General features: G+C 38.5%; 31 protein-coding genes and 1 pseudogene. 14 read left to right on the top strand and 18 right to left on the bottom strand.

Translation table 11 applies throughout. The features are described from left to right. Positions 1-11: 11 nt before the first annotated feature. The 10 genes from HII32_RS01315 to HII32_RS01360 all read right to left on the bottom strand — a co-directional run bounded on the left by HII32_RS01315 (position 12) and on the right by HII32_RS01360 (position 7227). Entirely contained in the window at positions 12-692 is a 681-nt protein-coding gene (locus HII32_RS01315) for an amino acid ABC transporter permease (protein ID WP_172187546.1), read from the bottom strand. A gap of 2 nt (positions 693-694) precedes the next feature. Next, positions 695-1345, bottom strand: a complete 651-nt coding sequence (locus HII32_RS01320; protein WP_172187548.1) for an amino acid ABC transporter permease — start codon at positions 1343-1345, stop codon at positions 695-697. Then, positions 1342-2175: a transporter substrate-binding domain-containing protein gene (locus HII32_RS01325; protein WP_172187550.1), complete on the bottom strand. Its 834-nt coding sequence runs from the start codon at positions 2173-2175 to the stop codon at positions 1342-1344. The genes HII32_RS01320 and HII32_RS01325 overlap by 4 nt, the downstream gene beginning before the upstream one ends. A 21-nt stretch (positions 2176-2196) precedes the next feature. Further along, positions 2197-2934 carry an amino acid ABC transporter ATP-binding protein gene (locus HII32_RS01330; protein WP_281355374.1) on the bottom strand — a complete coding sequence of 246 codons (738 nt, stop codon included), beginning with the start codon at positions 2932-2934 and terminating at the stop codon, positions 2197-2199. A 139-nt stretch (positions 2935-3073) separates the two neighbouring features. Next, on the bottom strand, positions 3074-3889 hold the full coding sequence (locus HII32_RS01335; RefSeq protein WP_172187552.1) for a DUF6681 family protein: 816 nt from the start codon (positions 3887-3889) through the stop codon (positions 3074-3076). A gap of 2 nt (positions 3890-3891) precedes the next feature. Next, positions 3892-4455, bottom strand: coding sequence for a hypothetical protein (locus tag HII32_RS01340; protein ID WP_172187554.1), 564 nt, complete (start codon positions 4453-4455; stop codon positions 3892-3894). A 77-nt stretch (positions 4456-4532) separates the two neighbouring features. Continuing rightward, positions 4533-4982 (bottom strand): Fur family transcriptional regulator, encoded by a 450-nt coding sequence (locus tag HII32_RS01345; RefSeq protein WP_172187557.1) that lies wholly within the window; start codon positions 4980-4982, stop codon positions 4533-4535. A gap of 79 nt (positions 4983-5061) precedes the next feature. Further along, a complete protein-coding gene (locus HII32_RS01350) occupies positions 5062-5628 on the bottom strand; it encodes a guanylate kinase (RefSeq protein ID WP_172187559.1) in 567 nt (188 codons plus the stop codon). A 1-nt stretch (position 5629) separates the two neighbouring features. Beyond that, entirely contained in the window at positions 5630-6058 is a 429-nt protein-coding gene (locus HII32_RS01355) for a bis(5'-nucleosyl)-tetraphosphatase (RefSeq protein WP_172188731.1), read from the bottom strand. Between the two features lie 20 nt (positions 6059-6078). Next, entirely contained in the window at positions 6079-7227 is a 1149-nt protein-coding gene (locus tag HII32_RS01360) for a cation:proton antiporter (RefSeq protein ID WP_172187561.1), read from the bottom strand. Between the two features lie 129 nt (positions 7228-7356). On the opposite strand from HII32_RS01360, the gene HII32_RS01365 reads away from it, so the two are divergent. From HII32_RS01365 to HII32_RS01390, 5 genes and pseudogenes are all read left to right on the top strand, one after another. Then, the gene (locus HII32_RS01365; RefSeq protein ID WP_172187563.1) at positions 7357-9780 is read left to right on the top strand and encodes a Xaa-Pro dipeptidyl-peptidase; all 2424 of its coding nucleotides are present in this window, start codon (positions 7357-7359) and stop codon (positions 9778-9780) included. 57 nt (positions 9781-9837) lie between these two features. After that, positions 9838-10749 (top strand): proline-specific peptidase family protein, encoded by a 912-nt coding sequence (locus HII32_RS01370; protein WP_172187565.1) that lies wholly within the window; start codon positions 9838-9840, stop codon positions 10747-10749. A gap of 306 nt (positions 10750-11055) precedes the next feature. Then, positions 11056-11496, top strand: a pseudogene (locus HII32_RS07895) (CPBP family intramembrane glutamic endopeptidase). A gap of 155 nt (positions 11497-11651) precedes the next feature. Then, the gene (locus HII32_RS01385) at positions 11652-12404 is read left to right on the top strand and encodes a CPBP family intramembrane glutamic endopeptidase (protein WP_172187571.1); all 753 of its coding nucleotides are present in this window, start codon (positions 11652-11654) and stop codon (positions 12402-12404) included. Between the two features lie 122 nt (positions 12405-12526). Further along, entirely contained in the window at positions 12527-12733 is a 207-nt protein-coding gene (locus HII32_RS01390) for a PLDc N-terminal domain-containing protein (protein ID WP_172187573.1), read from the top strand. 32 nt (positions 12734-12765) lie between these two features. On the opposite strand, the gene HII32_RS01395 is transcribed toward HII32_RS01390, so the two are convergent. Continuing rightward, on the bottom strand, positions 12766-14286 hold the full coding sequence (locus HII32_RS01395; protein ID WP_172188733.1) for an ABC-F family ATP-binding cassette domain-containing protein: 1521 nt from the start codon (positions 14284-14286) through the stop codon (positions 12766-12768). A 172-nt stretch (positions 14287-14458) separates the two neighbouring features. Between HII32_RS01395 and HII32_RS01400 the strand changes: the two genes are divergently transcribed. After that, positions 14459-14821, top strand: a complete 363-nt coding sequence (locus HII32_RS01400; protein WP_172187575.1) for a VOC family protein — start codon at positions 14459-14461, stop codon at positions 14819-14821. A gap of 5 nt (positions 14822-14826) precedes the next feature. Next, positions 14827-15507, top strand: a complete 681-nt coding sequence (locus tag HII32_RS01405; protein ID WP_172187577.1) for a CPBP family intramembrane glutamic endopeptidase — start codon at positions 14827-14829, stop codon at positions 15505-15507. A 41-nt stretch (positions 15508-15548) separates the two neighbouring features. Here HII32_RS01405 and HII32_RS01410 read toward each other — a convergent pair whose 3' ends face one another. From HII32_RS01410 to HII32_RS01435, 6 genes are all read right to left on the bottom strand, one after another. Further along, positions 15549-16748, bottom strand: a complete 1200-nt coding sequence (locus HII32_RS01410; RefSeq protein WP_172187579.1) for a DUF2075 domain-containing protein — start codon at positions 16746-16748, stop codon at positions 15549-15551. Then, positions 16745-17461, bottom strand: coding sequence for an alpha/beta hydrolase (locus tag HII32_RS01415; protein ID WP_172187581.1), 717 nt, complete (start codon positions 17459-17461; stop codon positions 16745-16747). The genes HII32_RS01410 and HII32_RS01415 overlap by 4 nt, the downstream gene beginning before the upstream one ends. A gap of 94 nt (positions 17462-17555) precedes the next feature. Further along, entirely contained in the window at positions 17556-17900 is a 345-nt protein-coding gene (gene crcB, locus HII32_RS01420) for a fluoride efflux transporter CrcB (protein WP_172187583.1), read from the bottom strand. Continuing rightward, positions 17897-18283, bottom strand: coding sequence for a fluoride efflux transporter FluC (locus HII32_RS01425; RefSeq protein ID WP_172187585.1), 387 nt, complete (start codon positions 18281-18283; stop codon positions 17897-17899). The genes crcB and HII32_RS01425 overlap by 4 nt, the downstream gene beginning before the upstream one ends. Further along, a complete protein-coding gene (locus tag HII32_RS01430) occupies positions 18283-18723 on the bottom strand; it encodes a DUF190 domain-containing protein (protein ID WP_172187587.1) in 441 nt (146 codons plus the stop codon). The genes HII32_RS01425 and HII32_RS01430 overlap by 1 nt, the downstream gene beginning before the upstream one ends. 6 nt (positions 18724-18729) lie before the next feature. Next, positions 18730-18939 (bottom strand): hypothetical protein, encoded by a 210-nt coding sequence (locus tag HII32_RS01435; RefSeq protein WP_172187589.1) that lies wholly within the window; start codon positions 18937-18939, stop codon positions 18730-18732. 334 nt (positions 18940-19273) lie between these two features. Between HII32_RS01435 and trpX the strand changes: the two genes are divergently transcribed. From trpX to HII32_RS01450, 3 genes are read left to right on the top strand one after another with little or no spacing between them, the layout of a single operon-like run. After that, the gene (trpX, locus tag HII32_RS01440; RefSeq protein WP_172187591.1) at positions 19274-20272 is read left to right on the top strand and encodes a tryptophan ABC transporter substrate-binding protein; all 999 of its coding nucleotides are present in this window, start codon (positions 19274-19276) and stop codon (positions 20270-20272) included. After that, positions 20269-21159, top strand: a complete 891-nt coding sequence (locus HII32_RS01445) for an ABC transporter permease (RefSeq protein WP_172187593.1) — start codon at positions 20269-20271, stop codon at positions 21157-21159. Before trpX ends, HII32_RS01445 begins: the two co-directional genes overlap by 4 nt. A 1-nt stretch (position 21160) precedes the next feature. After that, the gene (locus HII32_RS01450) at positions 21161-21934 is read left to right on the top strand and encodes an ABC transporter ATP-binding protein (protein WP_172187595.1); all 774 of its coding nucleotides are present in this window, start codon (positions 21161-21163) and stop codon (positions 21932-21934) included. A gap of 34 nt (positions 21935-21968) precedes the next feature. Here the strand turns inward: HII32_RS01450 and HII32_RS01455 are convergent, their stop codons facing one another. Next, positions 21969-23267, bottom strand: coding sequence for a uracil-xanthine permease family protein (locus HII32_RS01455; protein ID WP_172187597.1), 1299 nt, complete (start codon positions 23265-23267; stop codon positions 21969-21971). A 299-nt stretch (positions 23268-23566) separates the two neighbouring features. Between HII32_RS01455 and HII32_RS01460 the strand changes: the two genes are divergently transcribed. The 4 genes from HII32_RS01460 (at position 23567) to HII32_RS01475 (ending at position 26337) form a co-directional block, all read left to right on the top strand. Then, positions 23567-24187 (top strand): hypothetical protein, encoded by a 621-nt coding sequence (locus tag HII32_RS01460; protein ID WP_172187599.1) that lies wholly within the window; start codon positions 23567-23569, stop codon positions 24185-24187. Between the two features lie 81 nt (positions 24188-24268). Then, positions 24269-24778: a YbhB/YbcL family Raf kinase inhibitor-like protein gene (locus tag HII32_RS01465; protein ID WP_172187601.1), complete on the top strand. Its 510-nt coding sequence runs from the start codon at positions 24269-24271 to the stop codon at positions 24776-24778. Positions 24779-24849: 71 nt separating this feature from the next. Continuing rightward, a complete protein-coding gene (locus HII32_RS01470) occupies positions 24850-25341 on the top strand; it encodes a universal stress protein (RefSeq protein WP_172187603.1) in 492 nt (163 codons plus the stop codon). 129 nt (positions 25342-25470) lie between these two features. Further along, the gene (locus HII32_RS01475; RefSeq protein ID WP_172187605.1) at positions 25471-26337 is read left to right on the top strand and encodes an SDR family oxidoreductase; all 867 of its coding nucleotides are present in this window, start codon (positions 25471-25473) and stop codon (positions 26335-26337) included. The last annotated feature ends 44 nt before the right edge of the window (positions 26338-26381 follow it).

A 26381-nucleotide genomic window follows, 5' to 3' on the forward strand; every position in this document is an offset into this window, starting at 1 on the left:
GGTAGCTTTTTTTAATTATTAGCTGGTTTCCCTTGATATCGTTGTCGTCGTTCCAAATACTTAGATAACAATGATAAGGCGTAACATACCACAAAATACATTGCCGCTAATGCAATAAACATTGGAATTGTATAGTTGGTATTTTGACCATAAATGATTTGCGCATGGTTCATTAAATCCGGTAATACGATAATTGTTGCCAACGAAGTATCCTTAACCAAGGAAATAAATTGACTAACAATCGCTGGAATCATATTTGTGAGTGCCTGGGGCAGCAAAATGAACCATAACGCTTGCCAATAGGTCATTCCATTAGCCCGCGCCCCTTCCATTTGTCCTGGATCAATCGATTGAATGCCGGCCCGGACAATTTCGGCGACCATCGCTGATTCAAAGATGATTAAAGCAATAATGGCCGCCCAAAATGGCGTAGGTTTAAACCCAATTTGGGGTAAGCCAAAGTAAGTAAAAAACATGATCAAAATCAATGGTAAATTTCGAATAATATCAATCACAAAGCCTAATGCCGCTGAAATTATTTTAAAGTTAACGTATCGTAAAATCCCTAAAATAATTCCAAATAAATAACTAAATGCAATGGATATTACCGATACCTGAATCGTAACCCACGCCCCTTCTAATAGAAAGCGCATGTTGATAAATGAGTATGCTTGCATCAAATTATCTAACATAATCATGCCCCTCCCTTAAGCGTCCGGCGTTCTAAGTAACGCATGTAGTAGCTAAGCGGTAACGTGATTACCAAATATAATAGCCCCACACACAGGTATGCATTCATACTTTGCAATGAGTCAGAAGCAATAACATTACCTTGATACATTAAATCAAAGCCGGCCACAAAGGCTAAAACAGAAGAATTTTTGACTAAATTAATAAATTGATTACCCAGTGGCGGTAATACATAGCGAAACGCTTGTGGTAAAACAATGTGAACCATTGTTTGCCAGAACGTGAGGCCGTTAGCTCGGGCGCCTTCAATCTGCCCGACATCGACAGACTGAATTCCTGAACGAACTGTTTCAGCAATAAAGGCCGAAGAATAAATAGTTAAACCAATGGTACCGGCTGCAAAACCACTAATTTTCACGAAATACATTGGAATTACGACGTAAAAGAACATGGTAATAACTAGCAACGGAATGTTTCTGAATAATTCAATATACATTCGGGCAATCAAATGCGTCCATTTATTAGGTACGGTTTCTAAAATGGCGAAGCCAGAACCAATAATCAAAGCGAAGAATAACGAGATAATACTGCAGATGATGGTTTGCCAAAAGCCCTGCCACAATTGACTCCCATAGTTTTGAAAGATATTAATCATCGCTGGACCTCCTTATAGTTGAAACCTTTGACGTGTCCAAACCATTTCTTTAATAATCGATTATAATCACCTGATTTTTCTATTTTAGTCAATGCGACATTGACCGCATTGCGAAAATCAGTTTGATTTTTATTAACAGCAACTCCATAAGGTTCTTTAGTGAAGGTACCACCTACCACTGAGTAGCCCGGATTTTCCGCCGCCATCCCGTATAAAATACCGTTATCAGTCGTTAAAGCATCACCTTGACCGGATTTTAACGCTGTTAGTGCTTGGGAATAATCAGATAGCTGCATTAATTTGGCTTTGGGAGCGAATTTTTTAATAGTTTGCACTGAATTAGACCCAACCACACCTAAAACGGTTGCCTTTTTTTGATTTAAATCAGCTACATTTTTAATGGGACTACCATTTTTAACCAAAATAGCCTGACCAGCATCAAAATACGACCGACTAAAATCTACTTGTTTTTCTCGTTCCGGGGTAATCGTCATCGTCGCAATAATCGCGTCGATGTTTCCGTTTTTAAGTAACGGCATTCGGGTTTGACTATTTACCTGAATAAACTTAGCTTGGCCATTTTTGCCTAACATTTCTTTAGTTAACGCCTTGGCCAAATCAATTTCAAAGCCCTTAATTTGATTATCCTTAACATCCATTAAACCAAATAGCCTAGTATCAGCTTTTACTCCCCACGTAATGGCTTGTGTTTTTTGATCTTCTTTTAAAATATTTTTAGTTGCTAATGATCGACTACCACACCCACTAACCACCATGATCAGCATTAGCAAGGTTGTCAGTAATCCGAAACGCCATTGTTTGACTTTCATAACTGATCCTCCTTTGCTGAATTAGTGTTCTAAAATTTTACTTAAAAAGCGCCGAGCTCGATCATTCTTCGGTTGTGTGAAGAATTCAGCTGTCGAATCATCTTCTAAAATTTTGCCATCCGCCATAAAAATAACGCGGTCAGCGACCTCTTTAGCAAATCCCATTTCATGGGTCACAACCACGATAGTCATATCAGAATCACTGGCAATGTCCTTCATTACGTTTAAAACATCGTCAATCATTTCGGGATCCAGTGCGCTCGTTGGTTCATCAAATAACAGACATTTCGGTTTCATTGCTAACGAACGTGCAATGGCTACTCGTTGTTGTTGGCCACCAGATAGTTGCCTCGGGTATTTTCTAGTTTGGTCAGCTAAGCCTACTTTTTCCAGTAACTCTAAAGCAATTTTCTTATTTTCGGCTTCATTGCGTTTTAAGACAATACGTGGCGCTAACATCACGTTTTCCAAGATATTTTTATTAGCATACAAATTAAAATGTTGAAAGACCATCCCGACATCTTTTCTAATCAAATTCAAATTAGTTTGTTTGCTAGCCAAATCATGATTATTAACAATCAATTGTCCTTCTTGAATCGTTTCTAGTCCGTTAATGGTTCTAATCAACGTAGATTTACCAGAACCTGACGGGCCAATAACAACAATTATTTCACCAGTATCTACCTTGAGGTTAATATTTTTTAAGGCATGAAATTCACCGAAATATTTTTGAACATTTTTAAATTCGATCATTGCCATAATTTGCCCCTCCTTTATTTCATCGATTAAAAACCGAGTTAATCTCTTTTTTTAATTCTAGATTAGTTTAAGATAATGGGTCAAAAATGACGCCTAATTAAAAAAGCCACCGAAGTAATTAGCACTTCAGTGACTTTTTTTATTCTGTTTTTTTATATGCGACTCTAACAGCAACATCATATTCAGCGGGATGTTCGATAATTTCAGAACGTCCTTTTAACTTAAAGGGTCCACCAACTACGGTGACGGAAGCTAAATAAAAATCAACTGCTAACTGATCAGCTGCCGAAATTGATTGCAATCCTACCTGATGGACGCTACCGAGACGAACTACTTCGGCTTGGTTAATTCCACCATAAATGACGTATTGGCTCCCTTCATGATGCATTTCAAAGTAAGGCAACATCACTCCCAAACCAATAGCATAAACTGGTTTACCACCGTTGTGGCGTAACATTTCAGTAATTTTTCGATCAGAACGACCTTCATAATCCGGTTTCAATAAACCCATTTGCATTAATTGGGTTACCAAGGTGTTTAAATTACGCTTGTCCGTATCAGACACCGTTAATTTAGCCGGTAAAACATGTTGTTCATCAAATAATCCATTAGCCGGCATATTAACTGCTCGCACCCGCTGCATTTCAGCTACCTCAGGTTGAGGCTTTGGTGCAATGTGTAATTTACGAGATAACCATGGTGAAATATCAAACTTAAACTGACGCTTAGTAAAATAATAAAATAAATTACCAATCGCAAAGTATAATAGTCCAACCGCAACGATTAAAAATAAAGCACCACGCGAAAAGTAGCCATTTTGAAAGAATCTAATAGCCACGTAAAACAGGTATCCATCACCTAACAATCCTAATAGAGTATAGATTCGACTTTTCACCGTAGTATTGATATTAAAATAACCCAAATAGTGGTTAACTATGTCTAAGAAACTAAACATTATTAGCTAGCCTCCTTTGTAGTGGTCCCGGCATCAGTATTAGCACCAGAAGTGGTTCGAGCATTGTTGCCAGCTGTCGTTGCTGACCGCTCCTCTTCACCATCATTAGTGGCATCGTTATCAGCAGTAGCATCAGCAGTGGCACTACTGTCACTATTTTTATCGGTATTAGCTGATGAATCTGAGTTATTGGTTGTCCCACCATTATTAGAATTATTACCAGTCGTTGAATCCTTACCACCACTAGAATTATTGTTTTCAGTTGACGTTGAGTCAGATCCGGTTTCCTTCTCAGGATTATTTTCCGATTCTGTTTTTTCTTCTGAATCATCTTTAGCGGTCGATTCATCGCTAGCTTTTTTACTATCTGAATCATCAGTCTTTTTATTGGTATTATCACCAAAAAAGGCGTTAGATAATTTCTTTTGCTTTGAGGTTTGTGACGACGTTGGACTACCTTCATTAGTCGAAGTAGCTTGATTGACTACCACGTTAGTAGCACCCAGCGCTAATGAGATTGACAAAATAGCAAACGGGGTTACCAACGGGGGAATACGATTATCCATTTTCGACCTTCCTTCCCGATTTTTGATAGCCATCATTATCCCACAAATTTGTCAATAATCAGTAACATTTTCATTAATTATTCCTTAAGTTGTTGTGCGTGTAAACAATCCTCACAGGTACCATAAACCGTAAACGAGTGAGCAGAAATTTCACAACCACTTAACTCAGTTTGAACATCAACCCCTAGTGGACATTCTGGTAATTCTCGGACCTTACCACAGTTTTGACAAACAAAGTGATGGTGATGTTCATGCTTGAAGTCGCACTGAAATTTAACGGCTGCTTGTTCACCCTGGACACTTTTTTCTACAATGCCCAATTCAGTAAATTCAGCAATATTACGATAAATAGTATTGTGGCTCATATTCGGAAAGCTTTGGCGCATAAATTGATCGATACTGGTGACGGGAATGTACTTGCAGTCCGCTTGATCAATCAAATATGATAGCATCGCTTTTCGCTGTTTCGTAATTTTATAATGGTTTTCTCGTAAGACTTGGGTTGCGTCTTCCAATTGAATTGTCATATCAGCTCACCTCATTGATTCGTTCCTAAAAGTAATTATTACTATTTAAGATAGTAACACACTCAGTTAGAAACGCAAATTAATCCGTTAGTGTAGTTTGGGCAACAATTTGATCCACTTGTTGCTTGGTGGACTGCCAATCATCATTATTAATCACGTGAGCCACGTTTATTAATGCTGCTGGCAAATGCAAATCTCGCTGATTTTCATCACTATGCAAGCGTTGTTCAATCACGTCTGCTTGATCCCCACGTGTCTGCATTCGGTGCACTAACGTCTTTGTATCCCTAACCTGTAAATATATGATAACCGCTTGGCTTTTTAGTTCATTAGCGTAAGTAATGGCTCCAGCTGTATCTAAAACAATACATGCATTCGAATTTTTTTGCCAAGCTCGCTTGAGTCCCTCCATAGAAGAGCCATATCGTTTACCAGAATAATCAACTGATTCTAAGTAATGATTTTTTTCAAAGCTGGTGGGTGTTTCAAAATAATAGTCAACGGTATCTTGTTCGTTAGCTCTGGGAGCTCGAGTGGTATGAGTAATAACTTTGGCCATTTGATAATGATCCATTAAATACTGTTGGACCGTGGTTTTGCCAGATCCCGCAGCACCAGTTAATACATAAACTTTGTTCTTACTCATCTTAATCCTCGATTTTTTCCTTTTTAATAATATATTGATTGGCCTCATCTAATAAACGACGCAAATTATCATAGGTTAGTTTTTCTCTAGCCGTTGGATAATCAAACCATCCAAAAGAATCAATTTCTTCATCCTGTTTAGTAACGACAACATCAGATGGTACTTTACTGACAAAGAAGTCAACTATTTTGTGGTGACCATTTTTCATATTGTATTCTACTCGTTGCTGAAAATCACTATCAATTTCGGTGTTTAAATCCGTTTCTTCTAAAATTTCACGTACTGCGGTTTCAATCAAATTTTCATTAGGTTCTACGTGTCCTTTAGGCAATCCCCAGAAGTCATCAGTAGCACTTTGTAATAATAAATACTGTACTTTTTGATTTTTAACTTGATAAACTACTGCTCCACTTGCATATTCGGTAACCATCATAAAACTTCCCTTCCTAATTATTCGGCTTTAATTTTATTAATAGCATATTTTAATAAGATTGGTGCGGCAATTGTAGTTAATACAATTACAATAATAATTTCTGAGTATAGTTCTCGTCCTAAAAGTCCAGCTGCTAGTCCAATTTGCGTAATAATTAAGGCCATTTCTCCACGAGAAATCATCCCAGAACCAATCAAATTAGCACTATTCCAGTTCATGCCAGTGAATTTAGCCCCCAAAGCGCCACCCAGATGTTTAGTAAGCAAGGCCATTACCGTCATGATGATAATGAAACCTAAGTTGTGCAAGACCCCATCAAATTCCATGGCCATGCCAATGCTAACAAAGAAAATGGGAACAAAGAAGGTATTGCCGATAGGACTAATATTTTCATCTACTTCACCACGGTACTTGGTACGACCGACCGCAATTCCGGCAAAAAAGGCGCCCACGACAGCACTTAAACCAGCTACATCTGCTAACCAAGCCATAGCCAAACAAAGAGCCATCGAAGTGATTGCCACGGATGAAGGAACTGGAACGCGTTGGGCAAAATGAAGTAACCATGGCGCTATCCATTTGACTAAGGCAAAGACGCCAGCAAAATATAAAATTTGCCAAAAACTAGCTAACCACAAATTGGTATCACTATTTTCCACACCAAAGGTACTTGTAAAAATACTAAGCAAGACCACCGCAATCACATCATCTACCACTGCGGCCCCCAAAATAGTTGCCCCTTCTTTACTACTTAATTGATGAAATTCTCGCAAGACCTCTACACTAATAGAAACCGATGTAGCGGAGAAAATGACGCCCCAAAATAAGGATTTTTCAAAGCCCTGGTGATTCATTAAGCCCAAGCCGTAAAAAACCCCCATGGGTAGAATCACTCCCAGAACCGCCACTGCTAGAGCCGGTTTCAAGTATTTCTTTAATAAATCTAGATCGCTTTCTAACCCGGCCAAAAACATCAGAATAATTACCCCAATTTCAGCACCCGCGGCCATTAATTCATTATCACTTAAAATGTGTAAGACACCCGGTCCCAAAATAATACCGATCAATAATTGACCGATTACGTTGGGTAAGCCAAATCGTTGACTAAGTGCGCCGGCCAACAGCGTTGCCATTAAAATTAGTGATACTGCACCAACATATTCCATTTGAAGTCCTCATTTCTTTTCGTATTTATGAATAAATCTTATCATAGGATATAATCCAGGCCTAATTTGATTGGTTATGCTGTATACTAGACCTATCATAGTTAGCCATTACCAAGGAGGAACGCTACGATGAAAATAAATCAATTCGCTATTGTACCTACTAAACATGAAACTATTATCGAGGAATTAAAAGCTATTCGCTTCTTATCTCCTCGAGCAGCCAAAGTTACTGATTCAGTAATGTTATGGCGTCATTTTTTATTAAAATTTTATATTGAACATCAAGGACGCACCACCCGGGTTGAAAAAGTTCGCGGTCTCATGGCCACACCCACTCAAGATGCTTACGAATATACGGAAAAGCACCGTGCCGTTTCTAAGCTAGCTTTTTATAACGTTGCTTTACAGTTATTGGGCTTTGAAGTGGACGAGGACTTTCATTTAAATACTCCCCTAGCCGCTTTTCATGACTTAGGTTTACCAATTGCTGAAGTTGGCGATGAATTGGACGTAACTGATTTAATTGATGCATGGTATCTCTTACTCAATACCCGCACTAAATACGGCCAAAGCCTAATTGATTACTTGGCTAGCCAAGGTTATTACGCTCAATACTTTGACGATAACGTTTTACCCCAACCACTTTTCTTTAATGGTAAAGCCCAAGCGGTATTTGATACCAGTAAATTATTACATAACGTGGTTTACGTGGAATCTGATCTAGATACTGATCAAGATGGTAAACGAGACCTCTTAAAAGTCGAAGTGATTCGCCCAGCAGAAACCGAAGATGGACTAAAAGTCCCTGTGCTATATACTGCTAGTCCTTATAACCAAGGAACCAATGACAAGGCTGGAGAACGTTTAACGCACAATGTTGATCGTCCACTAACCCCCAAAACCGTTTCCACAGTTACTAAGGAAGCCGTAACCACTGAATTTGAATTACCTACCCCACCTGCAGCCAGAGAAATTACTGGTCATACTTCTACTGCTGAAGAAAAATTCGTCGCAAACTCAACCTATTCACTAAACGACTATTTCTTGGCTCGAGGTTTTGCGGTGGTTTATGCTGCTGGTATTGGTACCAAAAACTCTGACGGGGTTCGTACTACTGGTTCAGAGGAAGAAACTCTATCCACCACAGCGGTCATTGAATGGTTAACTGGCGATCGGATTGCTTTTACTAACCACATCGATAACATCGCCATCGATGCCTTTTGGTCCAATCATAGCGTGGCCATGACGGGGCGTTCTTATCTAGGAACATTAGCTACCGCCGCTGCTACTACTGGCGTTAAAGGTTTGAAAACGGCCATCGTTGAAGCTGGCATTTCTAACTGGTACGATTACTACCGCGAAAATGGTTTAGTGGTTGCTCCTAATGGTTTTCAAGGTGAAGATGCTGATGTATTAGCCGAAGAAACTTTTAGTCGCCAAAAAGAAGCCGGTGATTATTACCATATTAAGGATTTCTGGGAGGACCATCTAGAACAAATTACCTCCGGCCAGGATCGCCAAACTGGTAATTATAATCAATTCTGGGATCACCGTAATTACCTTAAGAACCTTAAAAAAGTTAAGGCTGATATGTTAATTGTTCATGGATTAAACGACGATAACGTTAAACCAGAACATGCTTTTTATTTATGGAACGGTCTAAAGGATACTAAAGTAACGCAAAAAATCATTTTGCATCAAGGCCGCCATATTTATATTAACAACTTCCGTTCCCTGGATTTCAATGAAATGGCCAACTTATGGTTAACCAATAAACTATACGATGTGGCCAATCAAGCTAACGAACTGATTCCCGATACACTAGTCCAAGATAATGTCAGTCCAGAAACTTGGGTAGATCAAAGTGACTGGGGCGGAGATCCCGAATGGCATCACACCAATCTCAACGATGGTACTTGGGAAAAACAAGCTAATGAAATCGCCTCTTATCGCGACCGTTTACCAGATGATCTTTTCCAACAATACAGCAAAGACCTAAACCAATGGAATCACGATATGCTGGTGGAATCATCACCACTAACCCAACAACGGATCCGTTTAATGTCCACTAAGATTACCCAACCCCACTTCTTAGATGGACAAGTAAGCGTTGATTTAACTATTAGTAGCAGTGAAAACATCGGAATGATTAGTGTGGCGTTAATTGATTACGGTGATGCTCAGCGCTTGACTACCAGTCCTACGGTGCTAGAACCCAAGGCCATCAACGTTGGTTTTAGAAACACCGTTGATGATTTAAAAGAATTTACTTTAAGCGATCAAACTACGCCAGCCAAACTCATCACAATTGGTCATATGAATTTGCAAAATCGCACTAACAATTATCAAAACGACGAGTTAACTCCTGATCATTTTTATCAAGTTAACTTAAAACTACAACCAACCTTTTATCATATGCCTGCTGGTCATCGGATTGGCCTACTCATTTTTGGTACCGATATGAATACCACCCTTCGTGGTAATCAAGAAATCACTTACCAAGTTGATTTAGGTAAGTCTCAAATTAACATTCCGTTAAAAAGACACCAATAAAAGATCCTTAAAAAGTGGTATGATTATAAGATAAACTGAGAAGGGAGTTTTGCCATTATGAAACAAGGAACCACAATCATTACCCTAGACAATGGTTATCACCTCTGGACTCGTACCGACGGCGAAGGCGACATTCATTTGCTTGCCCTCCACGGTGGCCCTGGTGGTAGTCATGAATACTGGGAAGACACCGCTAAACAATTAAAGAAACAAGGATTAAACGTTCAAGTACACATGTACGATCAACTAGGATCATGGTACTCAGATAGTCCTGATTTTAGTGATCCTAAAGTCGCCAATGATATTTTGAACTACGACTACTTCTTAGATGAAGTTGAAGAAGTTCGCCAAAAATTAGGTATCGATAAATTTTACTTAATTGGTCAATCATGGGGTGGTGCTCTAGTGCAAATGTATGCTGCTAAATACGGCGATCATTTGAAGGGTGCTATCATTTCATCAATGGTAGATCGTATTGATGATTACACCGAAAACCTTAACAAGGTTAGAGAAATTGCGTTGACTCCAGATCAATTAGCTTACATGAAGGAATGCGAAGCTAAAAATGATTATGATAACGAAAAATATCAAGAATGTGTTGATATTTTAAACCGTGGCTATATCGATCGCAAACAACCACCTGCAATTGCCCATTTAGTATCCACGATGAATACTGATATTTACGGTGCCTTTCAAGGTGACAACGAATTCGTTGTGACTGGTAAGCTAAAGGATTGGAACTTCACCGATCAATTAAAGAACATCAAGGTACCTACTTTGGTTACCTTTGGGGAACACGAATCAATGCCAGTTGCCACTGGTAAGCGAATGGCTGAAATGATTCCAAACGCTAAGTTTGTTTCTACTCCAAATGGTGGTCACCACCACATGATTGATAACGCTCCCGTTTATTATGATCATTTGGCAACTTTCATTCGTGAAGTTGAAGCTGATACTTTTAATAAATAAAAGCAAAAGCCAAGTAATTAATTACTTGGCTTTTTTTATTTGTTGTCTTCGCTAGTTTTTTGGCCATAGTGATCTTGGTCACACCATCTTTAAACAAAATGTTGGGTAGTAATTACGGTTTTGCCACTCGCGAAATAATCGTAATTATATTAGTCACCATTCTAAATTATACTTGGATCCACCAACCATTACATTTTAAGTCTGATGTCTCAACAAAAAATCTTTTTGCCAATTTTATTTGTGATATTTGCTGTCGCCGTTACCTTTTATAAAAACGACATCATTAATTTTCAGAATGCTATTATTATGGGACTAGGGGCAGGTATTACCGAAGAACTCGTTTTTCATGGAATAATCTTACCTGGCGCCATGACTCACTTTAAGGGACATCAAGGTATGTGGTACGCTGTTATCGTTACTAGTGTGGTGTTTGGGATGGCTCATATGGTTAACCTAACTAAGCAACCATTGAAAGCTACCATCTTGTAAGGCGTTAATGCTGTTGCCTTAGGATTGGTCCTAGCTGCTATTTATTTGAGGACTAGAAGCCTTATTTTTCCTATGATTATACATGCCACTAATGATTATATTTCTACTATCGCAGCTCACGGAGTTACCGTGGTGCATAATCAATCTTTTACACCATTTATTGGTCAATGGATTTTTTACCTGTTATTCGTTATTTTCTTACTACGTGAGAGTAAAACCCAAGATGTTTATAAGATTACCGAAAAGAACTTATTTTAACCGATTAGTCGCTTTTGCTCCTAGCAAGGCGGCTTTTTTATGAATTTGATTGTCTACAAAGATTAAACACTTTAACCAAGCGTTTTTTATCACTTCATTTTAAATTTATTCTATACTGAAATTAGATAAATAATTATTTTAGGGGGAAATTACATATGGAAAAAGCAAATTATAGAACTAGTTGGCCCAAAATATTTAGCGTTTTTTTTGTTTTTATTATAGTGATCTTTTTAATTGATCCCCTTTTTACAACGTTAGGTAACGATAATGCTCTAATAGCTCAAGAACTTGTTATTATTTCTTTCACTTTGATTCTTAACCATTTTTGGATTCATCAACCCCTTCATTTTAAGTCTGATGTTTCGCTTAAAACCATGTTGGGGGTAAACATTTTACCAATATTATTTGTAATCTTGGCCATAGCCGCTAGCTTTAACAAAAATAACGCGGTTCATATAAAAAGTGCTATCATCGTCGCAATTTGTACCGGAATCACCGAAGAATTAGTTTTTCGAGGAATTATTCTTCCAGGTAGTATGACCCACTTCACTGGTCATCGGGGTATGTGGTACGCTGTTTTAATTTCTAGTTTAATCTTTGGGATGGCTCACATGATCAATTTAACTTCACAACCACTTGAGGCAACCGTTTTACAAGGATGCAATGCCTTTTTCATGGGCATAGTTTTAGCTGCTCTTTATCTTCGAACTCGAAGCTTAATTTTCCCCATGATTTTTCATGGTGTTAATGATTACATTGCTACCATTGCAGCTCATGGCAATATTACGATGCATAATGAATCGTTTGTTCCTTTCTTAGGACAATGGGTATTGTACTCAATATTAGTTATTTTCTTACTACGCAAGAGTAAAACTCAAGATGTCTACAAAATTACCGAAAAAGATTAAACTTTATCCAATTAACCGCAGGTGCTTTTAGCCCGGCGGTTTTTTATTATGAACGATTTAAGAATCAGCTTTAATTTAGGAAAACAGGTATACTAAACGTAATCAAACAATGGAGGCCTATTATGAAAAATAAAAATTTGACCCATAATCAAAAACAGTTATTAGCACCCTTTGTTGCTTTTGAATTAACGGCTCTTTTTATCGCCTGGGCTGACATTATCAAAGCCCCTGCTTTTCGACGTGGTAATCGAGTTACCTGGTTATTAATTAGTCTGATTCAACCAATTGGCCCTTGGCTATACCTCAAATTAGGTAAGGTAAAAGAATAATAAAAAAGGCTTGGAAATCTCCAAGTCTTTTTTTAATCTTGTGTTTTTAAACTTAATTTTTCCACGTTTAAAATTTTATCAACTAAGCCTTCATAAAAACTGCTTTCATGACTAACAACAATCAAGTTACCTTCAAAACGTTGTAGTGAACGTTTTAAAGCCTCTTTGGTTTCTTCATCCAAATGATTAGTTGGTTCATCCATGATTAAGAAATTACTTGGCGTAAATTCCATCATTGCCAACTTAACCTTGGTTTGCTCCCCACCCGAGAGTTGACCAATCGGCTTCATCGCATTTTCAGAGTCCAATCCACATTGCGCTAATTTGGTCCGAATCGCACGTTGCTTTAACTTGGGATATTGATCAGCGATAATTGCCATTGGGGTCATTAAATCATCATCCCAATCAAGCTCTTGACTAAAATAGTTAATGACTGCTGATGGTGAAAATTCAGCATCCCCACCCTTAGCCGGTAATTGGCCTAAGATAGTCTTGATTAAAGTTGATTTACCAACCCCATTAAAACCAGCAAAGGCTACTTTTTCGCCTAAGGACATCGAGATAGTTACTGGTGCTAACAGTGGTTTATTATAACCCACCGATAATTCTTCCACCGTCAACGCATGATGCGAACCAGTATCGGCATACGGAAAGTTAAATGATGCCTGAATATTAGTTGAAGGTGGATCAACGCGTTCCATGTGGGCCAACTTTTTCTCCCGTGATTTGGCCATGGTAGCCTTAGAACCGGCTTTATTTTTACGAATAAATCGTTCTGCCTTTTCAATTTCAACTTGTTGTTTATCAAATTGACGTTGTTGAAATTCTTCGCGTTCTTCACGTTGACGCATCGCCTGCTTAAAACTTCCTCGGTACTTAGTAATTTTCCCAAAAGCCACGTTAATAATACAATTAGTAATTTGTTCCAAGAAATCGTAGTCATGAGAAACTACCATGACCGCTCCCTGGAATTCATTGAGGTACCCGATTAGCCAATCAATTTGAGCAGTATCTAAATAGTTGGTCGGTTCATCTAGCAAGATAACATCCGGATTAGATAAAATCATTTTGGCTAAAATAATTTTTGAACGTTGTCCACCCGACATTTCACCAACTAATTGATCCCGGCCAATACTATCAAGTCCTAGCCCCGTAATGGTTTGCTCAATCTCGGTATCAATTTCATAAAAATTATTGGCATCCAAGTTATCTTGAACTTGTCCGGCTCGTTCGAGTAACTTTTCGTCACCAGTATTGGCGTAATCTTCGTACAGTTTGGTCAATTGTTCATTTTGAGCAAATAAATCAGCATAAGCCGTTCGTAAGAATTCCGTTAACGTTAAATCGGCTTCAATATCGGCATACTGATCTAAATAACCAATTTTAATATTTTTTTGCCATTTGATATTACCGGTTAAGGGTAATTCACTTCCAGTAATAATTTTGATTAAGGTTGATTTACCAACCCCATTTTGTCCCACAATTCCCATGTGGTCCGCTTTTTCTAGTTGGAAGGACGCGTCTGCATAAAGATCTTTTTCTGCAAAACTCATCGTCAAATCCGATACTTCTAATAAAGGCACGTTGTTCCCCTTTCTTTCTCTACCAATAAAGCTACATGACAATACGCTACACTTTTTTGAACAGAGCGTCAAGCAACATTAAATCCGATTTTCAGGGCAAATGGTATATAATGGTTTCATTAATAATTGAAAGGTGAAATTAATGAACATTAGAGAAATCGAAGAATTATCCATCCCGGTCACTAATCTTAACGCTAGCTTGCGTTTTTACCACGAAGTATTTGATCTACCCATTATTGATACGGCCGATGGCGCTAAAATTGCTCGGTTAGGCAAACAAGTTTTACGTTTTATGGTGGTCGAGCATAATGAAGAACCCCTGCACTTTAGTGTTGAAGCCAAAGATAGCATCAGTGCATTAGAATCACATTTAGCTAATTATGGGGTAGAAATTAAGCAGCCCACCATCAATCATAAAATTATGGGTCGCGCTGCTCATAGCATTGTTATTGCCGACTACGATGACAATATTATTACTATCAATACTTACCGACAAAAGGACTAAACTAAATGACAATATTACGCTACTTAGGCATTAAAGCTGGCCAAATTATTAAATGGATCCTATTTTTGCTGGCTTACTTAGTGGCTTCTTCCGTAGTCTCACTGGCTGGCCAGTTTCGGTTTAATCCGGGCCGAATGCAACAAGTATTAGGTCTAGGTCTTATCTTATGTGCTGCAGCATTAGCCCTAGTGGGTTGGCGTTATACGGTGCAACTCCAAAATAACAATCCTCGTCAAATTCACAAGAATCGGTTTACGCCTAAACGGGTTAGCCAACTTTTGCTTTTATTTTTAACCATGCTTTTTATCCAATTCTTTTGGAGTTATTTAATTAGTATTGGTCTCTTACACATGCCGGCGAATCAACAAGCAGTTAACGCTTCTGAAGCCCAAATGCCGTTATGGAATAATCTCTTTGCTATTTTCATTGCTCCCGTTTTTGAAGAAATTATTTTTCGAGGAATTTTTTTAAATTATTTTTTCAATAAAGATAATTTATTAAATAACACCTTAGGTATTCTGGTAAGTGGCCTTGTATTTGGCTTAGGTCATGAACCTGCTTTTGATGTAACGCTCTTAATGTATTCAGCCCTGGGGTGGGTTTTAGGGTTTGCATACTTGTACTTTCGTGATATTCGCTACAATATAGCCATTCACTTGTTAAATAACTTAATGACTGTGCTTTAAATAGCTCTAAAAAAGGAACCTCGCTCACCGCGACGTTCCTTTTATTTTATCGTTACCATTTTAACTAACCAATCACGTAATTTAGGATCATGCGCATACAAATAAGTCCCCTTGACTCCGCGCTTTAACAAAACATTTAATGAATTACGTAACAGGGTTATTTTACTGGCTTCAAATTCAGCACCAACCAAATCTGACCGTTTTTTAAAGATTTCACTGTCAGTCGACCTGCTAGGATCAACTCCCAATTGATGCTGATCCGTTAAATAATATGGAGGTCCAATAATGATGCCAATATAGTTCAAATCAAACCCTTGTACTGTATAAATACTCCCCACTTCGTCAAGTGTTTGAGGTTGTTCAGCCCATGGAATAGCCGAAAAATTATATTGATCCCAAGGCATATGAAAATCGCCTTCATCAATGTAGTGTTTTTTACCATCTAAGGTGGAAGGATAACCGGAAGTGGCAGTAACTCGGGCTAAGCCACCTGCTTGATTTTTAGCATTAATTACTTGTCGTAATTGCTGGGCATCGGTAAAAATCCGAAAATCATAATTAGTCGTTGGTAATTGCAATGGTTTAATTTCTGCTCCTGTAACTAACTGGTTAAACCAAGTCAGTAATTGTTCTGGCGCTTGCAAACGAAATTGTTTGGTTAAAGTCAACCATTGCTGTGGTTGCTGACCAATCACTTCTTTTAAACGAGCAGTAGTCCAGTAACTTTTGGTACGTAATACCTGAGCTGGATCAAAGACTAATACTGTCACTCGGCTTAACTGAATGATGTCAGCCAATTGATTATCACCATAATAATTATTATAGTGATCTGGTTTACTTAATAATAAATGAGCCTCATCAATAACGGTCAGGTCAACAACCGGGTCTTCTAATCGCTGTCGTTGGTTAATAAAGCTCGTTGGCCGTTGAAAATATTTTTTTAATAGGTGCGGCGTTACACCGGCAATTTGTCGATACACTTTTAATAATTCTGGGTGATTCACTAAAAAAGCCGCCTGTGGCATTTGGGGTGCCATTTCAGCAAAAAATCGGTTTAAAATAACACTTTTACCAGTACCAGCTTCTCCTACCAATACAAAAACAGCATGCTCAGATTGCTGCAGGCTGTTTTGGGTAAATTGTTTAATTTGGTTTAATGTTCGTTGTTGCTCATTCGTCAATGTTGTATTAGGAGATAAAGCGGTAAACGAATGCGTTGTCAGTTGCTTAGTGGTTGTCATTTTAAGAAACCATTAGCCCATGTTAGGGCTAACGAGAACCACTGGGCAAATTCTGGATAAACCTCGCCACCATTTTCATCAGCTACATATTCATTGGCCAAAGAAATGCCATGTTTACCACTACTAAATTCATGCAATTCAAACGAAACGTGGTTCGCGAATAACGCACTTGTATATGGCAAAATATTTTTATCATAAGGAGTAACCGTGTCATTAATGGAACCAAAAATAAAGGTTGGCGTAGTCATTGGAGTGACTAGCTCCCAGATATCTTCACTTTGAATACCCATGTTGGTATCAATCGCAGTCCCTAATACTGGATAACCTAAAATAACGAATTTTAGCGCATTATCAGCTAAAGTAGAATACTCAGCGGCAATTTGACCACCAGCTGAAAAACCAATCATCCCCATTTTATCGGCGTCAATGTTCAACTCAGCGGCATGATTAATGACGTATTCGACGGCCTGCACCGTTGTGTCCTTCGCTTCTTGATAACTTTTATGTTCTCCAATTGGATAATGCACCACAATCGCTTGAAATCCCTTGGTCAAGAAGCTCAACGCTACTTTTTCAGTATCTTTATTCATAAACTGGTTGTAGCCACCACCCGGAATAATGAAAATAGCAGGACGGTTAACGTTACCTTCAGTTGTATAAATTTCTAAATTCGTTTCTAGTGCCTGATCTAATTCGATTTGTGTATGTTGCATAACAGCACCTCCATAGTATTAAGCATAGTGATTTTGATCTAGTTACGCAAGTGAAGCGCTACTTTGCAAACGGATCAATTAAGTAACCCATTCATCATAATTGCATTCCCAACCATACCAACACGAGTCCTCCCAAGTAGCTCACTAATACATACGTAATTAAGCTCAGTAAACGACTACTTTTTAAAAGCATGGCGGCTTCGTTCATAAACGTTGAAAAAGTAGTAAAGCCCCCCAAAACACCCACTCCCAAGAGTAACCAATGGGTATCATTTACTAACTGTGCTAAAAGCAAACCCATCAAAAAACAGCCGATTAAATTAATGGTTAATGTCGCTAAGGGAAAGGTCACTAATACGAAACGTTTGAATAAATTGGAAATACCAAAACGAAGGGTAGCACCAATCATGGCACCACTACCGACTAATAATAAATTCATGAACGTCCCCTCCTAGCCACCAATTGCTGACTCAACCAAATGGCAAATAAACTTAAAATTAGTCCTCCAATCAAACTAATTCCATCATAAGTTACTACTAATCCCCACGCATGTTGCTTAAATAACTGCAATGATTCTTTGCTAAAAGTTGAAAAAGTAGTCATAGAGCCCACAAATCCCGTTCCCATACCGGTAATAATCATGCTAGGCAACTTGGTGACTTCGCCTAAATAATGGGTAATGAAGGCTAATAAAAAACAACCAGCTAAATTCACCGCCAAAGTGGCGACGGGAAAACCATGAACAGGTGTTAACCATAAACTAATGGCATATCGGGTGATTGCCCCAAAGAAAGCAAAAATGGCCACTGAGACATAATTCATTAATCTTTGGCCCCCTCGTTTTTAATTACTAAGCTAGCACTAGTCTTAAAAACAACCCCTTCACTGACAGTAGCTTCTAACGGTGGAAATACTGCTCGCGCTTGTTGTTCCGTCATAAAAATATCCACCACAACGGGAACGTTTTTACTAAAAGAAAATTTAGGATTATATTGCTCCTTACGTTGCCCAAAGCCCCGAATACCTTTAGTTACCGAGACCCAATCGATATCATTTTGTTGCAAAATTTCTAATACCAAATCTAATTCCGAACGACCATCTCGAGCTTTAACGTTGCGCATAAATATTTTCACATTCATATGGTTACTAACATTATTAGCTAATTGTTGATCTGCTTCTTCTGGCACGGTGGTGACACCTCCTTTTGTAACAATTCGTTTGATAGTTGGTAACACGTTATGTAACTGTTCATCAGAAATCACTGATTCTCAAATTAACGGTAAATTGTTAAATGCCGCATCCTCTAATACTGATGATTGCCGAGTAGCATCATTACTAATTCCGGTCATACTCCGCCGAACAGTTAAGCCAGCTACCTGTTGTTGCCACAAATATGTTTGCACTTGTTCTAAAATATTCCCCTGTGAGTTACGGGCCATTTCAGGAACAATCACTCTTAATAAGGCTTTAGCTGCCATTTATACACCAGCTTTCTAAAAAAATAGTTGACGAATATCTTGTTATTAGTTTACTATTAAATCATTCTCAAACGAAAGGAAAGATTATTATGACTAATTGTTACGTAATTAAAACTTGGCAAAGCCGGTAACAAGTCACATCGATTCGGATGCGGCTTGATCTTGTTGCGATCAAAAACGCATCCGAGCCGGTAATCTTTCGCTAACAAAGGCTGGTCGGATGAATAATCCGGCCAGCCACTTTTTATTTCTGAGTAATCTGGCGGTTCGTCGGATTGCTCGTTTTTTTTCGCTAAATTTAGATTACCCACTTTAAAGAGAAAGAAGAAAACTTATGAAAAGAATGTATAGTATCATCGCCATCTTATTAATATTTTTAGGGTTTGCGTTTGTTAAAGAGCAACCTAGTTCGTCCAAACGAACTAATCAAACTCCCACCGTCGGTATTTTGCAGTTGATATCTCATCCTGCCCTTGATGTCATTCATAAAGGAATTGTCGCTGGCTTAAAAGACGGCGGCTATACCGAAGGCAAAAACCTCAAAATTGATTTTCAAAACGCCCAAAACGATCAAAGTAATTTAAAAACTATGAGCACTAAATTCCAAAATGAAAATACTGACGCCGCCATCGGAATTGCCACTCCGGCAGCTCAAGCTTTAGCTAATACCATTACTAGTCGTCCCGTTATTTTAGGGGATGTTACCGATCCTAAGGGCGCCGGTTTAGTTAAAAATAATAAGCGTCCTGGCGGCCATATTACTGGAGTCTCTGATCGAGCTCCCTTAAAACAACAGCTCGGCTTAATTAAAGAATTGATGCCCAACTTAAAAACCTTGGGAATTATCTATACCTCTAGTGATGATTCAGCTGTGGTTCAATACAAACAGTTCGTTAACATGTGTCATAAAGAACATATTAACTACAAGGCTTATTCCATCACCAATTCTAATGATTTAAACCAAGTAGCTCAAAAAGCCGCTAATTCAGTGGATGCCATCTACGTTCCCACTGACAATACCATTGCCGGGGCTATGAGTACCTTAGTAGCCGCCACCGATCAACAAAACATTCCCGTATTTCCAGCTGTGGATACCATGGTTAGGAATGGTGGCTTAGCTACTTATAGCGTTGACCAATACCAAACCGGAGTGGCCATTGGTAAAATGACCGCCAAAATTTTAAAAGGCCAAGCCAATCCAGCCACGACCCCTATTCAATTCGTGGATACTGGTAAATTAATTGTTAATGAAAAACAAGCTCAAAAATTGGGAATTAAAATTCCAGCCAAACTAGTTCAAGAAGCTAAAACGAAGGGAGAATTAATCAAATGAGTATAATTGTATCTGCTATCGGCCAAGGTCTCATCTGGGGCGTAATTGGCTTAGGCCTATTTCTTACTTTTCGAATTTTAGATTTCCCAGATATGACCGTTGAAGGAACTTTTCCTTTAGGAGCTGCCGTTTGTGTCGCCGCCATTTCTCATGGTATTTCACCATTATTGGCGACCCTCTTAGCCTTTGGGGCTGGGACCTTAGCTGGTCTAACCACGGGTCTACTATATACCAAAGGTAAGATTCCGATCTTGCTAGCTGGAATTTTAGTGATGACCGCCTCTTACTCTTTGAATCTTCGGATTATGGGCCGAGCCAATCTTTCATTGTATGGCAAAAATACTTTATTTAACGGCAAATTTTTAAGTTCTTTGCCACCTTACTTCAACAGCGTCGTTTTAGGGATCATTGTAATTGTTATCATTACCAGTTTGATTATTTATTTCTTACAAACTAACTTAGGCCAAGCTTTCATTGCTACCGGTGATAACCCTACTATGGCCAAATCCCTTGGTATTAGTACCGATAACATGCAAATTATGGGAGTCGGTGTTTCTAACGGTTTAATTGCCTTAGGGGGCGCTTTGGTAGCTCAAAATAATGGCTTTGCAGACGTTAATATGGGAATTGGCATTATCGTGGTCGCCTTAGCTTCAATCATTATTGGTGAAGTAGTGTTTGGTGAGTTGACTATGAATCAGCGCCTAGTGGCGACCACTTTAGGTAGTATTTTATATCGCTTCGTAATTTTAATCGTCTTAACTCTTGGCTTTGATGCTAACGATTTGAATTTAATTTCTGCGATTGTTCTTGCCATCTTTATGATGATCCCCGTCTTTGAATCACGCTTTAAAATTCGTCATACTTTTTTAAAGGGAGGTCGATAATATGACTACACCACTTTTAGAATTAAAAGACGTGGTTGTCACCGTTAATAGTGACACCCCAGAAGAATTAAATATTATGGATCACTTAAATCTCACCATCAACGAGGGTGATTTTATTACCGTGTTAGGTACTAACGGTGCCGGTAAATCAACTTTATTTAACGTCATCGGTGGTGATCTGCCTATTACCAGTGGCCAAATTTTGCTGCGTGGTAAGGATATTACACACTTAAGTGTCGAAAAACGAACTAAATTTTTAAGTCGGGTTTTTCAAGATCCTAAAATGGGAACTGCCCCCCGAATGACGGTAGCCGAAAATTTATTGCTAGCCCAAAAACGAGGTCAACATCGCGGGTTAATACCGCGAAATTTAAAGCAACAACTTCCCTATTTTAAAGAAATTACTCAAACTATGCCCAACGGCTTAAGTGAGCGCTTAAACACCCCCACTGGTAGTTTATCCGGTGGACAACGCCAAGCGCTAAGCTTTTTAATGGCCACCATCAAAAAACCAGATCTTTTACTTTTAGATGAACATACCGCCGCACTGGATCCCAAGACATCAACTGATTTAATGCAAATCACTAATCAAAGTATCAATGATGAACATTTAACCGCCTTAATGATCACTCATCATCTAAATGATGCCTTAGTTTCTGGGAATCGGCTTATTGTTTTAAGTCATGGTCAAATTGTTTTTGATGTGACCGGTGAACAAAAACAACAACTAACTAGTGAACAACTTTATGATTACTTTAGTGATTTACCCAATTAAAAAGCAGGTACCCGCCCGGGTACCTGCTTTTTAATTATTCGACTGATTTGATGACTTTTTCACTGGCTGCTTCTTGTGGCATTACTAGGTTTAAAATAATGGCAATAATGGTGGCCAATGCTAATCCGGTAAATTGAAATTGACCAATTTGAAGATAAGCATTACCGATCCCAATGACTAATGTGGTTGAAGCAATCATTAAGTTTCTTTTTTTACTCAAATCCACTTTATCGTCAATCATCACCTGAATTCCGGATGTGGCAATCGTTCCGAACAAAAGAAAACTAATTCCACCAATTACCGGTAATGGCATTTGCATAATTAATACGTTTAGCTTATTCACAAAGGCAAAAATCATAGCGAAAACGGCGGCCCCAATTAAAACATAAACACTGTGAACTTTAGTAATCATCATGACTCCGATATTTTCACCGTAACTAGTGACCGCCGGGCCACCAATTAAACCAGCAACTAACGACGCTACCCCATCACCAGCTAAAGTACGATTTAATCCTGGATCTTTGAAAAAATTACGATGAGTTAATTCATTTAAGACCATAATGTGGCCCATATGTTCGGTCATGGTTACAAAGGCAATCGGGGCAATTGTAATAATCGCACCAAAATTTAATTTGAACGGATAAGAAATGCCCGGAAATTCAAATGCCGGAATCTTAAACCATGGTGCGACTGCAATAGCATGCAGATCCACTAATCCCAACGCCATCGAAATTAGATAACCACCGACAATACCTAACAAGACCGGAATCAAACCAATTAATCCTTTAAACGCCATATTACAAAAAATCGCGATTCCTAAAGTCGCTAAGGCGATCATAAAATAAGTTAAATTATAGTGACCATTTTTCATCATGGCATCCGTCGCAGCACTTCCGGCTAAGGAAAGGCCGATTACCATGACAATTGGTCCCACAACAATTGGTGGTAAAATTTTGTCAACCCAGTTAGAACCAACGGCCCAAATAATGGCGGCAATAATCAAATAAACAATTCCGACACTTACCACCCCCTGCGCAATGCCAGGATAGCCAGTAGTTTTCATTAATGCTAACATCGGCGTGATAAACGCAAAACTAGATCCCATGTACGCTGGAATTTTACGTTGCGTAATCATAATATGTAACAAGGTGCCAATACCAGAAGAAAATAACGCAATACTAGGACTTAACCCCACCAACAATGGCACGATCACGGTAGATCCAAACATTGAAAACATATGTTGCAGTGATAACCCAGCCCATGCTAATGGTTTTGGTCGATCATGAATATCTAACAATGCATTATCGTCATGAAACTCTGAATTTTGTGACATTAACTTCACCCCGCTATAATTTTAACCAAACAAAAACGTCCACTACCAGTAAGGTAGTGGACGCACCAAGGTTTTAGGTATAGTTTTATACACTAATATTTAGGCGACACGCGCATCTTACTGGCCTCTCCGGACCAAATTAAAGATTGGTTATTAGAAGCCATTGTATGGTTAAATCAGCCATCTGTCAAATTATTCTTGTCTGAAAACAGCGATTATGGGATAAATAGGTTTTCTGCTATAATAATGGTACATTTATATTTGATTAGGAAACAACTTAACTAATAAGGAATTTAACATTGAAAAATTCAGACGATAAACCACAGTATAAAATTTACAAATTTGGTTCCCGAACAGATGCCCAGAAATCAAAGCGAACTAAAAGTGCCAGTTTTTACGGTTGGTTGAGTGGCTTAATTATTGTTGGCCTCTCCTTAATTATTGCCATGGGCATTAATAACTGGCAGTTAAGCCACCAAGGCCCTAATACTGCCATCATTTCCAAGCACACTGCTAAAAGTAAGCAAACCCAAGCCCAATTAAATCGTTCTACCAAAACGAGCGACCAACATTCAACTAGTCGGTCAGTATCACAATTTCGTGAACAATTAGCTTCATATCAAGATACTGGCCTAACTACTAAACAACGGGCTAAGTTTCAAGCCACCATTGATAGTGAAAAAGATGCAGAGATAGCTAAACAAGAACAGACTCTTTTGGATCAAGTTAAGGTCAAAGTTACTAGTAATTCTAATCAACCCAAAACAAATGAGTTCAGTCAATCTCACACTTTCAGCTCCATTGATGATGCTAAAAATTGGGCTAATGCTACTAAACAACAATGGTTAAGTGCTGGATATTCTACTTATACCATTACGTCTAACGGTCAGGGATACTATCTACTGCACTTCGTTAAATAAAACGGTCTCAATCAATGGGACCGTTTTATTGTACTTAAGTTTTAATAAGGTTAAACTATTCATAAAAGGGAGGTCGATTTAATGAAAATTCAAGTTCCATTAGAAAGTGGTTTACTACCAGATCATTACAACCAATATGCCAATCCTGCCAATAAAATCGATGATATTCCGGTGGTTTCATTCCCCATTCAAATCAGTGATGTACCAGCCCAAACTAAAACGCTGGCCTTAACTCTATTGGATTGGGATGCCATTCCAGTGGGTGGGTTTGCTTGGATTCACTGGATTGCTGCTAACATTCCTGCGGATACGACTGAAATTCCCGCAGATAATAGCCAAAATCCTCAGGTAGCTATGGTTCAAGGGCGTAACAGTACCGCTGGAAAAATTATTAACAATACTAACCCTATTACTGCCTTTCGTTATAATGGTCCTCAACCACCTGATAAAAACCATAATTATCGCCTAACTATGTTTGCTTTAGATACCAAGTTAAATCTCAAAAATGGTTTTTGGTTAAACGACATGCAACGCGAAATGCATGGTCATATTATCGACACGGCCGAATTTATTATTCCTTCACGAAACTAATTTTTATCTTCGAAATTAAAAACAGCTAGTGATATAATGAACATATAAAATTCCCATAGGGGGTATTTCTAATGACTATTGGTTACTCACATATTATGGTTCCAGTTGACGGTTCAAAGGCTGCCGAAGCTGCTCTAAATAAAGGGGCAAAAATCGCAGTCTCCAATAAGGCTCATTTAGATATTTTAATGGTACTTAATACATCTCAATACGGCTACTATTATGGTGGTTTAGTAGATGGTGATGTCATCAACGATATGGTTGATGATACCTCTGATTATTTAAATGAATTGCGTCAAGAAGTGCAAAAAAAGTATCCTGATTTAAACGCTGATGTCCATATTCGTTTTGGTAATCCCAAAACTGTTATCAGCTTAGAATTTCCCAAAGATCATCATACTGATTTAATCATTATGGGAGCTACCGGGATGGGGCGTATTCAAAGAGTAGTGGAAGGATCCGTTACTGCCTTTGTTAACCGTAACGCCCATTGTGATGTCATTGTTGTTCGCACTGATGAAAATAACCAACCGCTATTACACGGTAAAGGTAAAAAGAAATAACTAAAATTCTAGGTATAATGCCTAGGATTTTTTATTTGCTCAATTTAGCTCTAAGCACATTTTCCCAGTCGAGTAAAAGATTGCGTTATGATTGATATAGTTAAATTAAATGCAAAGGAGCTATCACTTATGAAATATGCTGTTACTGGAGCTACCGGCCACTTTGGTCAAGCTGCCATCACTAATTTATTAAAACACGTAGCTGCTAATGAAATTGTCGCCATCGTCCGAGATGAAGTTAAAGCTCGCAAGCAATTACCATCAGATATTGAAATTAGAACTGCAGCTTATGATCATCCTGCTGATTTAGCGACAGCCTTTTCAGGAATTGATCGCTTATTATTTGTCTCCTCCATTCCTGGTCGTGAGATGCCCCGTTTGCAACAACATTTAAATGTCGTGAACGCTGCTCAACAAGCTGGTGTTAAATTCATTGCCTACACCAGCTATCCTCACGCCAATACCGCTACCTCACCTCTTTCTGCAGATCATCGAGCTACAGAAACCGCGATTGTTAAAACCGGTATTGCTCACAGCTTTTTGCGTAATAACTGGTACATGGAAAATGAAATCGGCTTGATTCAAACCGGCCTGATGGGTAAGCCAATTGTTTATTCGGCTGGTGATGGTAAAGTTGGTTGGGCTTTGGAACGCGATTATGCTGAAGCGGCTGCTTTAGTATTATTAAGCGACCAACCAAAAGAAGTCTATGAATTTACTGGACAACCTCATACTTTTTCCCAATTAGGTGCTGTCATTAGTGAAATGGCACAAAAGCACGCAGATGTTCGTAGCATTTCAGATCAAGACTATGCTAATTACTTACGAGATGAAGATGGCTTAGATTCCAAATCAATTGAAAATATTATTGCTATTCAAACTTTAATCCGTAACGGTGATCTTAATGAACAATCCAGTGACCTCACTGATGTTTTAAGACGACCCTTGCCTACTCTAGCTGAAATGGTTAAACAAGTAACCACTGAGGATCGATAAAATATTAAGTTAAACTGATTCGACCAAATACTGATGTCGTAAAA

Source organism: Lentilactobacillus kribbianus (assembly GCF_013184075.1).
GTDB lineage: Bacteria > Bacillota > Bacilli > Lactobacillales > Lactobacillaceae > Lentilactobacillus > Lentilactobacillus kribbianus.